12 protein-coding genes are annotated in these 14,801 nt (G+C 54.5%); 9 read left to right on the top strand and 3 right to left on the bottom strand.

Annotated elements, in window-relative coordinates; all coding sequences use genetic code 11:
- From yidD to rpmH, 3 genes are read right to left on the bottom strand one after another with little or no spacing between them, the layout of a single operon-like run.
- Nucleotides 1–246, bottom strand: coding sequence for a membrane protein insertion efficiency factor YidD (yidD, locus tag RS887_RS28920; protein ID WP_010565858.1), 246 nt, complete (start codon nt 244–246; stop codon nt 1–3).
- Nucleotides 239–640 (bottom strand): ribonuclease P protein component, encoded by a 402-nt coding sequence (gene rnpA, locus RS887_RS28915; RefSeq protein ID WP_015097448.1) that lies wholly within the window; start codon nt 638–640, stop codon nt 239–241. The genes yidD and rnpA overlap by 8 nt, the downstream gene beginning before the upstream one ends.
- A gap of 16 nt (nt 641–656) precedes the next feature.
- Entirely contained in the window at nt 657–791 is a 135-nt protein-coding gene (gene rpmH, locus RS887_RS28910) for a 50S ribosomal protein L34 (protein ID WP_003213577.1), read from the bottom strand.
- 566 nt (nt 792–1,357) lie between these two features.
- Between rpmH and dnaA the strand changes: the two genes are divergently transcribed.
- From dnaA to RS887_RS28865, 9 genes are all read left to right on the top strand, one after another.
- Nucleotides 1,358–2,881, top strand: coding sequence for a chromosomal replication initiator protein DnaA (dnaA, locus tag RS887_RS28905; protein WP_322618072.1), 1,524 nt, complete (start codon nt 1,358–1,360; stop codon nt 2,879–2,881).
- Nucleotides 2,882–2,920: 39 nt separating this feature from the next.
- Nucleotides 2,921–4,024, top strand: coding sequence for a DNA polymerase III subunit beta (gene dnaN / locus RS887_RS28900; protein WP_007969885.1), 1,104 nt, complete (start codon nt 2,921–2,923; stop codon nt 4,022–4,024).
- 20 nt (nt 4,025–4,044) lie between these two features.
- The gene (gene recF / locus RS887_RS28895; protein ID WP_322618071.1) at nt 4,045–5,148 is read left to right on the top strand and encodes a DNA replication/repair protein RecF; all 1,104 of its coding nucleotides are present in this window, start codon (nt 4,045–4,047) and stop codon (nt 5,146–5,148) included.
- A 5-nt stretch (nt 5,149–5,153) separates the two neighbouring features.
- Nucleotides 5,154–7,571: a DNA topoisomerase (ATP-hydrolyzing) subunit B gene (gene gyrB, locus RS887_RS28890; RefSeq protein ID WP_111283364.1), complete on the top strand. Its 2,418-nt coding sequence runs from the start codon at nt 5,154–5,156 to the stop codon at nt 7,569–7,571.
- A 678-nt stretch (nt 7,572–8,249) separates the two neighbouring features.
- A complete protein-coding gene (locus tag RS887_RS28885) occupies nt 8,250–8,888 on the top strand; it encodes a transposase (RefSeq protein ID WP_322618070.1) in 639 nt (212 codons plus the stop codon).
- Nucleotides 8,869–10,824 carry a DDE-type integrase/transposase/recombinase gene (locus RS887_RS28880; RefSeq protein ID WP_322618069.1) on the top strand — a complete coding sequence of 652 codons (1,956 nt, stop codon included), beginning with the start codon at nt 8,869–8,871 and terminating at the stop codon, nt 10,822–10,824. The genes RS887_RS28885 and RS887_RS28880 overlap by 20 nt, the downstream gene beginning before the upstream one ends.
- Complete coding sequence (locus RS887_RS28875; protein WP_322618068.1) at nt 10,824–11,759, top strand: TniB family NTP-binding protein; 936 nt, start codon at nt 10,824–10,826, stop codon at nt 11,757–11,759. The genes RS887_RS28880 and RS887_RS28875 overlap by 1 nt, the downstream gene beginning before the upstream one ends.
- 32 nt (nt 11,760–11,791) lie before the next feature.
- Nucleotides 11,792–12,868 (top strand): TniQ family protein, encoded by a 1,077-nt coding sequence (locus RS887_RS28870; RefSeq protein ID WP_322618067.1) that lies wholly within the window; start codon nt 11,792–11,794, stop codon nt 12,866–12,868.
- A gap of 473 nt (nt 12,869–13,341) precedes the next feature.
- Entirely contained in the window at nt 13,342–14,676 is a 1,335-nt protein-coding gene (locus RS887_RS28865; RefSeq protein WP_322618066.1) for a hypothetical protein, read from the top strand.
- Nucleotides 14,677–14,801 lie beyond the last annotated feature (125 nt).

The raw sequence follows: 14,801 nt of genomic DNA, 5'->3' as shown, positions 1-14,801 counted from the left end.
TTACTCGGCCATCGAAGAAGAACGGGAGGTAGGGATAGGTGGAACCGGGTCATAACCACCGGGATTCCACGGATGACAGCGACCTAAACGACGAAAGGTCAGCCAGCCACCGCGAAGAAGGCCATGATTTTCGATGGCTTCTAACGCGTAGCAGGAACAACTGGGGTAGAAACGACAGTGATCGGCCATCAGAGGACTAATGGCATAGCGATAAAACTGGATCGGAACGAGTGCCAGTTTACGCATCTGGACTGTCTACCCCTACAGTTTCGGTTTTGACTGCTGGTACTGGCGAACTGCGAGCCAGACGTTTCCAGAGTTTGCCGAAATGCTGAATCAATTCGGGGTTTTCTACGTCACCCAAACCTTTGCGCGCGACGATAACAATGTCCCAACCGACCAGTGAATCCTGGTTCAGGCGAAACGATTCGCGCATCAGACGTTTGAGGCGATTGCGCTCGACGGAGAGCTTTACGCTCTTTTTCCCGATAACCAACCCGAGACGGGGGTGATCAAGATCGTTGTTGCGCGCAAGGAGCAGGAGATTTTTCCCCGGAACCTTGCCGGTAGGGGAGTCAAAGACTGCCTTGAAATGCCGGGGGGTAAGCAGACGCTTTTCCCGACTGAAGTCCTGACTCACCTCCAGTGCCGGATTATCAAACTGCCAGACGCGCACGACCTTTGGCGCGACGACGCGACAGGACGGCACGACCGTTCTTGGTAGCCATGCGAGCACGGAAACCGTGGGTACGAGCGCGTTTGATAGTGCTTGGTTGGAAAGTACGTTTCATTGTCGTGTTACCTGGTTCGTCCACAACGGGCCGGAATGGCCCCCGTTTTAAGAGACCGGGGATTCTAGAGAAAGCAAGCCTCTAGGTCAATTTCCAACCAGCGTTTCCTTATAAATAGATCTCCAGAGGTTTTGCGCTGAACGAACCGTCGGCAAATATAAAAATAAGAAAGGAAAGTATTTAAAGCTTTTCTGTAAAGCTTATAAAAACAAGGCAAACACCCATCTGTGGATAAGTCGATTCAGCCCTTGTTTTACCTACTGTACAGAGAATGACAACTACAGTGGAAAACGGTGTTCAGCCTGTGCTGCGCTGTCGGATAACCTGTGTGTGGAAGGCTGGTTTATCCACAGTCCGGTTATCCACCGAGTTTCGCCCCCACTTGTGCAATGACCTTAACCCCGGTTATCCACAGAGCTTATGCACAGACCGCTGGTCGTCTTTTTTGCGTATAAAACGGCGATTCTTCTTGGTCGATGAACCACCTTCGTGTGGATAAGTCGGCGTCTGGTCGTTACAATGACCGCTTGTTTTTGCCTCACCGGCTTTCAACTTAGGGGATATCCGTGTCAGTGGAACTTTGGCAGCAGTGCGTGGAGCTTTTGCGCGATGAGCTGCCTGCCCAACAATTCAACACTTGGATCCGTCCACTACAGGTCGAAGCCGAGGGCGACGAGTTGCGTGTGTATGCACCCAATCGTTTTGTTCTGGACTGGGTCAACGAAAAGTACCTGGGGCGTGTTCTCGAATTGCTCGATGAGCACGGCAACGGCATGGCGCCTGCGCTTTCCTTATTAATAGGCAGCAAACGCAGTTCGGCACCCCGGGCCGCGCCAAACGCTCCCCTGGCTGCCGCGGCTTCCCAGGCTCAGGCTGCTCAAGCGCCCGCCAATCCGTCGCCGCCAGCACCTGCCGCGGCTTCGACCAAGCGGGCTACGCAAAAAGTCTCTGAGGTCACCGAGGAAGAACCTTCCCGTGACAGCTTCGACCCGATGGCCGGCGCCAGTTCGCAACAGGCTCCGGTTCGTGCCGAGCAACGTACCGTGCAGGTCGAAGGTGCGCTCAAGCACACCAGTTACCTGAACCGTACCTTTACCTTCGAGAATTTCGTTGAGGGTAAATCCAACCAGTTGGCGCGCGCCGCTGCCTGGCAGGTGGCAGACAACCCCAAGCATGGTTACAACCCGCTCTTCCTTTATGGTGGTGTCGGCCTGGGTAAAACCCACTTGATGCACGCTGTGGGTAACCACCTGTTAAAGAAGAACCCGAATGCCAAGGTGGTTTACCTGCATTCCGAGCGTTTCGTGGCGGACATGGTCAAGGCCCTGCAACTGAACGCGATCAACGAGTTCAAGCGCTTCTACCGTTCGGTGGATGCGTTGCTGATCGATGACATTCAGTTCTTCGCCCGCAAGGAGCGTTCCCAGGAAGAGTTTTTCCACACCTTCAACGCCCTGCTCGAAGGTGGTCAGCAGGTCATTCTCACCAGTGACCGCTACCCGAAAGAAATCGAAGGCCTTGAAGAACGCCTCAAATCCCGCTTTGGCTGGGGCCTGACCGTAGCGGTCGAGCCTCCGGAGCTGGACACCCGCGTGGCGATCCTGATGAAACAGGCCGATCAGGCCAAAGTCGAGTTGCCTCACGACGCCGCGTTCTTCATTGCCCAACGCATTCGTTCCAACGTCCGTGAGCTGGAAGGCGCGCTCAAACGCGTGATCGCCCACTCGCACTTCATGGGTCGCGATATCACCATCGAGCTGATTCGCGAATCCCTGAAGGACTTGTTGGCGTTGCAGGATAAACTGGTCTCTGTGGATAACATTCAGCGCACTGTCGCCGAGTACTACAAGATCAAGATCTCCGACTTGCTGTCCAAACGCCGTTCGCGTTCGGTCGCTCGTCCGCGTCAGGTCGCCATGGCGTTGTCCAAGGAACTCACCAACCACAGCCTGCCGGAAATCGGCGATGTGTTTGGCGGTCGCGACCATACAACGGTCTTGCACGCGTGCCGCAAGATCAACGAACTTAAGGAATCCGACGCGGACATCCGCGAGGACTACAAGAACCTGCTGCGTACGCTGACCACTTGATGAACACCAGCGCAGCTTATTAAGGCAAGGGACTAGACCATGCATTTCACCATTCAACGCGAAGCCCTGTTGAAACCCCTGCAACTGGTCGCAGGCGTCGTCGAACGCCGACAGACCTTGCCGGTGCTTTCCAACGTGCTGCTGGTTGTCGAAGGCCAGCAATTGTCGCTGACCGGTACCGACCTGGAAGTCGAGCTGGTTGGTCGTGTTCAACTCGAAGAGCCGGCGGATCCGGGTTCCATCACCGTGCCGGCGCGCAAGCTGATGGACATCTGCAAAAGCCTGCCGAACGATGCGCTGATCGACATCAAGGTCGATGAGCAGAAGCTCGTGGTCAAGGCCGGCCGTAGCCGCTTCACCCTGTCGACACTGCCGGCCAACGATTTCCCTACCGTGGAAGAAGGCCCGGGTTCGCTGACCTGTAGCCTGGAGCAAAGCAAGCTGCGTCGCCTGATCGAGCGCACCAGCTTCGCCATGGCCCAGCAGGACGTGCGTTACTATCTCAACGGCATGTTGCTGGAAGTCTCTGCTGGCGTGATCCGTGCCGTAGCCACCGACGGTCACCGTCTGGCCATGTGCTCGATGCAGGCCGATATCGGCCAGCCGGATCGTCACCAGGTCATTGTGCCGCGCAAAGGTATCCTTGAGCTGGCACGCCTGCTCACCGAGCCGGACGGCAATGTCAGCATCGTACTGGGTCAGCACCACATCCGCGCCACCACCGGTGAATTCACCTTCACCTCGAAGCTGGTCGACGGCAAATTCCCGGACTACGAACGCGTTCTGCCAAAAGGCGGCGACAAGCTGGTTCTTGGCGATCGCCAGGCTCTGCGCGAAGCGTTCAGCCGTACCGCGATTCTGTCCAACGAGAAGTACCGTGGTATCCGTCTGCAACTGGCCAGCGGTCAGTTGAAGATCCAGGCGAACAACCCGGAGCAGGAAGAAGCGGAAGAAGAAGTGGGCGTTGAATACAACGGTGGCTCTCTGGAAATCGGCTTCAACGTGAGCTACCTGCTCGACGTACTGGGCGTGATGACCACCGAGCAGGTTCGTCTGATCCTGTCCGACTCCAACAGCAGCGCGCTGGTGCAGGAATCGGATAACGACGACTCGGCCTACGTTGTCATGCCGATGCGTCTGTAATCATGCTCAGCAGAAGCTAGATGTCCTTAAGTCGCGTCTCGGTCACCGCGGTGCGCAATCTGCACCCGGTGACCTTCTCCCCCTCCCCCCGCATCAATATTCTTTACGGCGCCAACGGCAGCGGCAAAACCAGTGTTCTGGAAGCCATCCACCTGCTGGGGCTTGCCCGTTCGTTTCGCAGCACCCGTCTGTTGCCGGTCATTCAATACGAACAGCTTGCCTGTACGGTATTTGGCCAGGTTGAACTGGCGGAGGGCGGGCATAGCGCCTTGGGTATTTCCCGGGATCGCCAAGGCGAATTCCAGATCCGTATCGATGGGCAGAATGCGCGCAGCGCCGCGCAACTGGCAGAGATCCTGCCACTGCAACTGATCAATCCGGACAGCTTTCGATTGCTGGAAGGTGCGCCGAAGATTCGCCGACAGTTTCTCGACTGGGGTGTGTTCCACGTGGAACCGCGCTTCATGTCAACCTGGCAGCGCTTGCAGAAGGCCCTGCGCCAGAGAAACTCTTGGCTGCGGCATGGTACACTTGACGCCGTTTCGCAAGCGGTTTGGGACAGGGAACTGTGCCAGGCCAGCGCTGAAATTGATGAATACCGCCGCGCTTATATCAAAGCCTTGAAACCAGTCTTTGAACAAACCTTGAGCGAACTGGTTGAGCTTGAAGGCTTGACGCTCAGCTATTACCGCGGCTGGGACAAGGACCGTGAACTGAGTGCTGTGCTCGCCGGGTCTCTTCCACGAGACCAGCAAATGGGGCATACCCAGGCCGGACCACAACGTGCTGACTTGCGTCTCAGACTGGGCGCGCACAACGCCGCGGACATCTTGTCCCGTGGCCAGCAGAAGTTGGTGGTTTGCGCATTACGGATTGCCCAGGGGCACCTGGTCAGCCAGGCTCGACGCGGTCAGTGTATTTATCTGGTGGATGACTTGCCGTCCGAGCTGGACGAGCACCACCGTCGCGCGCTTTGCCGCTTGTTGGAAGACTTACGCTGCCAGGTATTTATCACCTGTGTAGATCACGAATTATTGAGGGAAGGCTGGCAGACGGAAACGCCAGTCGCTCTGTTCCACGTGGAACAGGGCCGTATCACCCAGACCCACGACCATCGGGAGTGAAGGCATTGAGCGAAGAAAATACGTACGACTCAACGAGCATTAAAGTGCTGAAAGGCCTGGATGCCGTACGCAAACGTCCCGGTATGTATATTGGTGATACCGACGATGGCAGCGGCCTGCACCACATGGTGTTCGAGGTGGTCGACAACTCGATCGACGAAGCGCTCGCCGGCTACTGCGACGACATCAGCATCATCATCCACCCGGATGAGTCCATCACCGTTCGCGACAACGGCCGTGGCATCCCGGTAGACGTACACAAAGAAGAAGGCGTTTCGGCAGCCGAGGTCATCATGACTGTGCTGCACGCTGGCGGTAAATTCGACGACAACTCCTACAAGGTTTCCGGCGGTCTGCACGGTGTGGGTGTGTCAGTAGTTAACGCCCTGTCGGAAGAGCTGGTCCTGACCGTTCGCCGTAGCGGCAAGATCTGGGAACAGACTTACGTCCACGGTGTTCCGCAAGAGCCGATGAAAATCGTTGGCGACAGCGAAACCACCGGCACGCAGATCCACTTCAAGGCTTCCAGCGAAACCTTCAAAAACATCCACTTCAGCTGGGACATCCTGGCCAAGCGGATTCGTGAACTGTCCTTCCTCAACTCCGGTGTCGGTATCGTCCTCAAGGACGAACGCAGCGGCAAGGAAGAACTGTTCAAATACGAAGGCGGCCTGCGTGCGTTCGTTGAATACCTGAACACCAACAAGACCCCGGTCAACCAGGTGTTCCACTTCAACATCCAGCGTGAAGACGGCATCGGCGTGGAAATCGCCCTGCAGTGGAACGACAGCTTCAACGAGAACCTGTTGTGCTTCACCAACAACATCCCGCAGCGCGACGGCGGTACTCACCTGGTAGGTTTCCGTTCCGCGCTGACGCGTAACCTGAACACCTACATCGAAGCCGAAGGCCTGGCGAAGAAGCACAAGGTCGCCACCACCGGTGACGACGCCCGTGAAGGCCTGACCGCGATCATTTCGGTGAAAGTGCCGGATCCGAAGTTCAGCTCCCAGACCAAAGACAAGCTGGTGTCTTCCGAAGTGAAGACCGCGGTCGAACAGGAAATGGGCAAGTACTTCTCCGACTTCCTGCTGGAAAACCCGAACGAAGCCAAGCTGGTCGTCGGCAAGATGATCGACGCGGCCCGTGCCCGTGAAGCGGCACGTAAAGCCCGCGAGATGACTCGTCGCAAAGGCGCGCTGGATATCGCCGGCCTGCCGGGCAAACTGGCCGACTGCCAGGAAAAGGACCCTGCCCTGTCCGAACTGTACCTCGTGGAAGGTGACTCCGCGGGCGGCTCTGCCAAGCAGGGACGTAACCGCAAGACCCAGGCGATTCTGCCCCTCAAGGGTAAAATCCTGAACGTCGAGAAGGCACGCTTCGACAAGATGATCTCTTCCCAGGAAGTGGGCACCTTGATCACTGCGCTGGGTTGCGGCATCGGTCGCGAAGAGTACAACATCGACAAGTTGCGCTATCACAACATCATCATCATGACCGATGCTGACGTCGACGGTTCGCACATCCGTACCCTGCTGCTGACCTTCTTCTTCCGTCAGTTGCCGGAGCTGATCGAGCGTGGCTACATCTACATCGCTCAGCCGCCGCTGTACAAAGTGAAGAAAGGCAAGCAAGAGCAATACATCAAAGACGACGACGCCATGGAAGAGTACATGACGCAGTCGGCCCTGGAAGATGCGAGCCTGCACCTGAACGAGGATGCACCGGGTATCTCCGGCGAAGCCCTTGAGCGTCTGGTGAATGACTTCCGTCTGGTGATGAAGACCCTCAAGCGCCTGTCGCGCCTGTATCCACAGGAACTGACCGAGCACTTCATCTACCTGCCGGCCGTCAGCATGGAGCAACTGTCCGATCACGCAGCGATGCAGGATTGGCTGGCGCAGTACGAAGTGCGTCTGCGCACCGTCGAGAAGTCAGGTCTGGTCTACAAGGCCAGCCTGCGTGAAGACCGCGAACGTGGCGTGTGGCTGCCAGAGGTCGAACTGATCTCCCACGGCCTGTCCAACTACGTCACCTTCAACCGCGACTTCTTCGGCAGCAACGACTACAAGACCGTTGTTTCCCTGGGCGCTCAACTGAGTACTCTGCTCGACGATGGCGCGTACATCCAGCGTGGCGAGCGCCGTAAATCGGTCACCGAGTTCAAGGAAGCCCTGGACTGGCTGATGGCCGAAAGCACCAAGCGTCACACCATCCAGCGATACAAAGGTCTGGGCGAAATGAATCCGGATCAGCTGTGGGAAACCACCATGGACCCAAGTGTGCGCCGCATGCTGAAAGTGACCATCGAAGACGCCATTGGCGCGGACCAGATCTTCAACACCCTGATGGGTGATGCGGTCGAACCTCGTCGCGACTTCATCGAAAGCAACGCCCTGGCGGTGTCCAACCTGGACTTCTGATTGGTGTAGGTTCTCAAAATAATTGAGAATTTTCACAAATAGTTGAACCGGTAATGAAAAAGCCAACGTTGAATAAACGTTGGCTTTTTTATGCCTGTGCGATTAATAACTGAAGTTGAGGATTTCGGTGCGCGGACGATTTATTGGTTTTGAAGCGGCAGGAATTTTAAAAATCCCGTTATTCAAGATTCATATTTAATACACGATTTATAGAAGATATTTACATATAACACGGAACTATAATATCAGTTTAAATTTGGCTGTTTAGCTATAAAGGAATTGTCAGTTGATCAGGTGTGGCTTAATATCAACGACCTTATGCTTTTGAAGGTTAATGACCAAATTACTTTCAATGCATAGAAGCTATTAAGGTGTGAGCTTGATCTGATCGGCGCCACTGGTGGCGTACGAGAATTTCGAAGCGAAGAAGCGAAAGGAGAAGTCAGATGTAAAAAACGCGATCAACCTTGGGAGGATGACCGCGCCTTGATGAAGCAAAGATTACTACTGTGGTGGCTGTAATTTCTGCCTTTTTTCGGCGCATGTCAACTCTCCCCTAATTTTTCGACCTAAGCGAGGCTTCTCGAGGGCACAGTGTTGTCCGATGAATCGCCTCCATGAGCCTGCTGGCGCATCCAGTTTTGTGCGCCACGGTCTCGCTCGACCTGGAGAAATATCATGACCGTACGAAAGGTTGTAACCCGCAGATCCTGCCACTTCCGAGGGTTTATTCCCTCCCAAAAAAACGGAAAGCCGATACCTTGGGAATCTCAGCTGGAGGGAGTCTTTTTGAGCTTGTTGGAGCTCTCCCCTCAAGTGCTCCGATACGACGTTCAGCCGAGCAAGGAAATTTTCGCTATGGGCGACGACGCGGGGATCTACTACCCCGATGTCCGCGCAGTGTTACGAGATGGCTCGGAGCGGTGGTTTGAGGTCAAGCCAGCCGTAAAGCTGAGCGTCCGATATGTGAGCTCACGTTTGGAGGCCATAGGGAGTCACTTCCAGAACACTAATCGGGTGTTCTCGGTGGTTACCGATGAGCAGCTCATGGCCGAGCCTTTCGTTAGTAATCTGCGTAATTTGATGTATTACCGCAGGAGTTCAATGCTCATCAATTTCGATTTGGGCAGTATTGAATCGATGTTGGAAATCCGCCAGCCAAAAACGATCGATGAACTCTGTGGGCTCGTCGGTAATTCGAGGGCTTGGCACCTTCTTGGTCAGGGGGCTTTAGGGGTAGACCTCGATAAACCTGTCATCGCTGGGGCAGCCATATACCTGCAAGGAGGTCACCGTCATGGAAACTTTTTCTCTTAAGGCGGGATTGGTGGTCACGCTGCACGGAGCGAAACTCAGACTAAGAAAGAGCTTGGGTAACGGAGTGTTGCTTTGGACAAATGAGCTTGATGAGACTTCCAAAATAAAGGAGTCAGATTTCTATAGCTTTTATGATTCAAGAGAACTATTCATAGATGACGAGCAGCCACATCTTGGCATGATTCCAACTGTCAGAAATGCGCCCCCAGACATCACATGCTTCCCTGAAAATCATGCTGCAATGGCCTTCCGGCGACGTTCTTATTTAGTTAGGTTGATTAATAGCGTCGGGCTTATGTTGCCGCCTAATAGGTATCTCGGCAAACTCATCCAAGAGGTGGCCAAGGACACAGGCGACACGCTTCCTCCCCCGTCGGTTTCCACGGTAAGAAGGTGGTTCAACCTCTTCCGGACCGGAAGCATCGTTAAGTTGGTGCCTCACCACTTTGACAAGGGGCGCAGCCGTATTATCCAGGGAGAGCTGGAAGATCTTGTTTCCGATTTGATCCAGACGGATTACCTGGCTCTTGAGCGCCCTCTCGTGTCGCCGGTCTACGAGAAGCTCAAGTCGCAGATAGAAAAGGTAAATGAAGGTCGGCTACCGTCTCTTAGGTTGGTTATTCCGTCTGAGATGACCTTCAGGCGATACATTGACAGCATGGACCCCTATGCATTGGACAAGGGCCGCTTGGGTAAACATGCCGCGAACCAGATTCATCGAACCGCTATAGGCAAGCTGGTAGTCGAGAAGATTCTGGATCGCTGGGAGATTGACCATACTCCACTGGATATTCTGGTGGTCGATGCGAAAACGGGTAAGCACATTGGGAGGCCATTTTTAACGATCGTACTTGACCGTCATTCTCGAATGATCATGGCTTATCTGATTCATTTCGCCGCGCCAAATACAGAAAGCGTGCTGCGTGCTATTGAGCGTGCAATACGCCCGAAAGCGGCTTGGCTCGCACGATTTCCTTCGGTGCTGAGCGAATGGCGAGCTCACGGACTTCCCTCCCGCATTGTTCCCGACAACGCAGCCGAGTTTCACGCGGACGACCTGATCAACGCGTTCAACGAGCTGGGTATCGAGATCATGTATCCGGCGTCCCGTGCCCCCCAAAAAAAAGGGGCGGTAGAACGATTCTTTCGTACGTTGAATGATGGGCTCATACACCGGCTGCCTGGCACCACGTTCTCGAATACAAAAGAACGCGGTGATTACCCCTCGGAAGCACTCGCGTGCCTGACGCTGGAGGATCTCGAAGCCAAGCTGGTCAAATGGATAGTCGATGTTTATCACCAACGAACGCATCGTGGTCTGCCTGCCCAGATGAGTCCTGCACAAGCTTGGCTCGCTGGGGAGGGGCATCGTCATATTTGCCTGCCAACCGATTTAGATGCGCTGGAATCTGTCCTAGCCAAGCGTAAACACTCCCCGGTTCATCATTACGGGGTGGAGGTCGGGACACACGTCTACCATTCCGCTGAACTTGCTGAGCTGAAAATGAAGCTCGACGACGGTGAAAAAGTCCAAGTGAGGTACCGAGACGAACTCGGACACGTGTGGATACATGATCGCTTCAGAAACGTGTTCATTCTGGTACCAGCTAAAGATAAACGTCTCATTGGTCTTAGTCGCGAGACCTTTGATCTGGCGAGGGAGAAGTTGCGTCACACGGGCAAACGATCTCCCTCCTTCGAGGCTATTCATCAAGCCTATCAAGACATCATGGGTGATGTGGCAGATCTGAAACGATCCCAGAAGACTCGTGAACGTCGAGAGGCGGCAAGGGTGAAACTTGATCGTGGCGGGCTGCAGCAAACCTCCTTAGCGAGCCCGCAGAAAGCCGCGGATTTTGTCGATGGAGACATCGATACGGACGCTATTGCCGGCTATTCAGTGGTGTCGCGCGCACCTCAAATGAGCAAATCATAATGGACGCCATTCTCGAAACTCAGGCGCAGTTCTCTCTTCGCCACCATTTTATTCGCAGCCCGCAGAGTGATCATGCCATAGCGCGCATGGAGGAGGTTCGACAAGACACCCTGAGGACGCAGACTAGCAAAGGGCTGGTTATCCAAGGTCCGAGCGGCGTTGGCAAGAGCTCCCTGATACGGGAGTACATGCGATCCGAAGCCGATGGGTATCCAGAATCCAAGAGCTCGGTCTTGGTTGTGGAGATGCCCTCTTCGCCTTCCAAGAAAAACCTTGCGACTGCTGTATTGACTGCAATGAAGGATCCATTCGCCACGGCACGTGGTCATTCAGCCGAGCACAAGTTTTCTCGGATCATCACGTTGCTGAGAAACCAGCGAATTGCGATGGTCATTCTGGACGAGGCTCAACACCTGGTTGATTACAAGAAAGTCGGTGCGTACGAGGCCGCTGATTGGATCAAGAGCTTGATGAACGAGGCAGACATTACCGTGGTGCTTGTTGGGCTCAAGCGAACGGAGGGACTGCTGTGGGCTAACGAGCAACTGCGACGTAGGTTCTCGGCCAGCATTGACTATGGAAGGTATGACCTGACCGAGGACACTTGGAAGCATTTCGCGGGTTTACTTAAGGCCGTTCACAGCTTGTTGCCTGTTCAGAGCATCAGCTTTCTTTCCAAGGACATGCTGCAACGCTTTCATCTGGCGAGTTTTGGATTGATCGATTACCTGATCAAAATTCTGGACCGCTCCGTTTGGCTGGTGCAGCACACTGGAGCCGAGGGTATTGACCTTTGCATGCTCTCCCAAGCGTTCAGGGATGAGGTATGGAGCCGCGTTCCTAGTGAAAGGAACCCGTTCAGCACCTCTTTCGATTTCAGACCGCTAACGGGCGGTCGGGAACCTTTCGAGAATTTTGATCAACCTTCTGCCTGAGAGGTAGCCGGGGGCAACCCCGGCTTTTACCCATGCAAAACGATTTCTATACCGACCTGCTGGCTTTGGAAGCTTCGTTGAAAGAGTCTCGTGAGGCAGAGGCGCGGTCAGACGCGATAGCACGAATGCAACGCGCGTTTGATCAGTTGGCAGTGCCCCAAGTGAATCTCCTGGTGAAAAGCGATCTGAAGTCTGGCGAGAGTCTCGATAGCCTTTTGTTTCGTGTCGCGAAGCTCAACCAGCTGCTTGGCATTTCGCAATTGAAGATCGCATTGGACATTCCGGGCGATGCGTTTTATGCGCAATTAGAGAACAGGAGGGAGCAGCTTCAAAAGTGCACGGGCACCACGTTAGAGTCCCTTCGCGAATCAATGCCTGTCGAACAGAATAACGGCGTGAGATTGGGAGGGCATGATTTCGTAGCTCGATTGGTCTCACTCAAAACGCCACGTATCTGTCCGATTTGTGTAAGGGAACATGGGCTGGCGCGGGCACATTGGATGTTGGCGCCACTCGCTGTGTGTGAGGAACACGGCTGTTACCTTTGGGATGAGTGTCCCGCATGCCATGTCGCTTTAGGGGATAACCGACCCGAGCTGGGCCTGTGCCGTTGTGGCGCGCGCTTTGAGGATGGTCCTTCGATCGCAGCGAGTGCAGCTGCTGTTGCGCTTGCCTCATTTATTGTCAGCTTGTACACGCGACGCACGAATGCTTATCCAACCAATAATAGCGGATTTGACTTCAGCAACTTGATGCCTTTTGGACTGAACGAGTTGCTGAAGCTGGTCGTATTCCTAGGTGTGATCTCGAGTGATCGAAAGAATATGACACTCAATTTGAACCGCCGCCTGGTCTCGATGCGCTTAGTACGTTCCAACTTTGAGCGAGCGGCTGTCGCACTTTCTGACTGGCCTCGTGGGTTGTTTACTCTGCTCAGGGAAGGCATGGCTTACGTCTCCTGGCAAGTGACACCAAACTCGATTTACGGCAGTTTGATTCATGTCCACGACCTCGCCATGGACAAGCTTGACCGCGAGGCGTTCAAGCTCATTTCAGAAGGCATCAATGAGTTCCTCAAGACTCCAAAAGCTTGGCACAAAACTGATTAGGAGCAGCGGGGACGATTATGTTTGGGCTTTTGATAACACCCTCTCCCAAATGCGATGAAAGCTTCTACGGTTACCTGTACAGAGCAGGCCATGCAAATGGGTTGACTGGGCTGGAAGTTATCGAATTGCTAAAAAGAAGCGTCGCGGTGGGCCAGGCAGAGTGGGAGCGTATCCACTCTGCTCCGAGTTGGTCGTTGCAGGTCGAAGAGCTGCTAAATCCAACGACCGAAGCCATAAGGTGTTGGTCATTACGGTACAGAAAATGCTGCTCGCAGTGCTTGAGTCAATCGCTTCACTGGCGTGAGGTTTGGGACCTGACGTTAGCTACATGCTGCTCGATTCACGAATGCTGCCTTCAGGATCATTGCTCTGCGTGTGGCGTCCGATTCAAAGCCGATGTCATGGCTAAGCTCGAGTGCACCGAGTGCGGAGCATCACTTGCGCAGGACGTCGCGACCGTCCGTGCAGATCCCATGGGGATATGGCTCACATCTGAGTTTGGGCATCGTTTGCGGGGAACAGCCGGTCGATCGCCATCGCTAGCGCACCTGACGCTTAGCGAATTTCATGAGCTCGCCAAAAGGTTTGGCGTACGTGCCTCCCATCCCTTGATTCCAAAGCCATTGAAGCTGAGTGGTGCCGGTGATTTGATAGTCGCAGTCCCGCTGGCTGAAGCAGCTGGTCGAGTTCTGAGCGACTGGCCGTTTGGGTTCCACTCTTTTCTGAAGGGGCTTACTTCGGAGGAGCATGGAGCCTCAATTTGGAAGCTTGGAACTGTGATGGGATCAACATACAACGACATTCATGAAAGGCTGAAGGGGGCATCTTTCGATTTTGTGCGGAACGCTTTCAACAGCTACGTCCAATCTGAATGGGAAGCGCCGCTGGCGAAGCGCAACCGCCGTCTCCTTCCAGACACGATTGCAGCTCACCGCTGGATTTCGATCCCCAAAGCGGCTGAGCGCTTAGGGGTTACAAGTGCCTTGCTGCGTCGGATGATGTCTACCGGTGAGCTGTCTCACCGCTCGAAGACTTTCGGATCCGGACGCGCAGGCGTCGTAGTTGATTTCTTACAACTCACGGATCGCAGGGGGCAGCTTATACAAGCTATCAGCTTGGAGGAAACCGCCGACGTCTTAAAAATCACTGAATATCGCGTCCGCCAACTGCTGGACGCTGGCTTGCTGCAGTCCTTCGGTGGCAGGCCTCCGCCAGGAGGGCGATGGTGGATTGACCACATGTCGGTGACTAATCTTGCAATACCGATCCCTTGCCCGGCGATTACAGATGAGTTGGTTTCAATCGCCTATCTTGCGAAGCATGAGCTGTCGGCCGAAGGTGGGTTGGTTGAGTTATTAGTTTCCATTCGGCATGGGAAAGTCTGTGCATACTTTACAGCTGAGGAAGAACAGTTCGCATTGGGACGTTGGCTTGTCGATCGGGATAGCTTTGCTCGTACTGAGCAGATTCAGTCGAGCTTGAGCGTCGCTGGAGCTGCGCGTTTGCTCAGGGTTAAGCAAGAAGTGGCGTATGCACTGGTGCGAAGCGGGCTATTGGCTAGTCACTCTGCTCTCTCAGGTCGTGTGACTGCCAGATTTGTTAGTTTGGAGGCAATAGAGATCTTCCAGCGCTCATACGCTTTCGGCTCAGAATTGGCCAAGGCAGCCAGGACTTCGCCGAAGTCTATTGTTGCTGACATGACAGGCCGTGGGGTTTTGCCAGTTGCCGGCCCTGGGATCGTGGGCGCTGAATGTAGGCACTACGTTTGGCCAAGACCCGAATGCCTGTTGGCGCTGATGAGAAATTGACCCTGGGTCAGTTTTCTATCAGCGCCAACAGTCAGTGTTCATCCATTATGGGGCGGATATATCTACGCAAAAAAAACGACGCCTAGCCGCTCTGCCCTGGCTTGGCGTCGCAAGGTAAGAGGGTG

It is taken from the genome of Pseudomonas sp. BIC9C (genome assembly GCF_034541995.1).
Lineage (GTDB): Bacteria > Pseudomonadota > Gammaproteobacteria > Pseudomonadales > Pseudomonadaceae > Aquipseudomonas > Aquipseudomonas fluorescens_CC.
This window is presented reverse-complemented; position numbering and strand designations above follow the sequence as displayed.

Excerpts from the sequence above, each read along its gene's own strand:
- yidD (WP_010565858.1), bottom strand. The coding sequence starts at position 246 with ATGCGTAAACTGGCACTCGTTCCGATCCAGTTTTATCGCTATGCCATT.
- rpmH (WP_003213577.1), bottom strand. The coding sequence starts at position 791 with ATGAAACGTACTTTCCAACCAAGCACTATCAAACGCGCTCGTACCCAC.
- dnaN (WP_007969885.1), top strand. The coding sequence starts at position 2,921 with ATGCATTTCACCATTCAACGCGAAGCCCTGTTGAAACCCCTGCAACTG.
- recF (WP_322618071.1), top strand. The coding sequence starts at position 4,045 with ATGTCCTTAAGTCGCGTCTCGGTCACCGCGGTGCGCAATCTGCACCCG.
- RS887_RS28885 (WP_322618070.1), top strand. The coding sequence starts at position 8,250 with ATGACCGTACGAAAGGTTGTAACCCGCAGATCCTGCCACTTCCGAGGG.
- RS887_RS28880 (WP_322618069.1), top strand. The coding sequence starts at position 8,869 with ATGGAAACTTTTTCTCTTAAGGCGGGATTGGTGGTCACGCTGCACGGA.
- RS887_RS28875 (WP_322618068.1), top strand. The coding sequence starts at position 10,824 with ATGGACGCCATTCTCGAAACTCAGGCGCAGTTCTCTCTTCGCCACCAT.
- RS887_RS28870 (WP_322618067.1), top strand. The coding sequence starts at position 11,792 with ATGCAAAACGATTTCTATACCGACCTGCTGGCTTTGGAAGCTTCGTTG.
- RS887_RS28865 (WP_322618066.1), top strand. The coding sequence starts at position 13,342 with ATGGGGATATGGCTCACATCTGAGTTTGGGCATCGTTTGCGGGGAACA.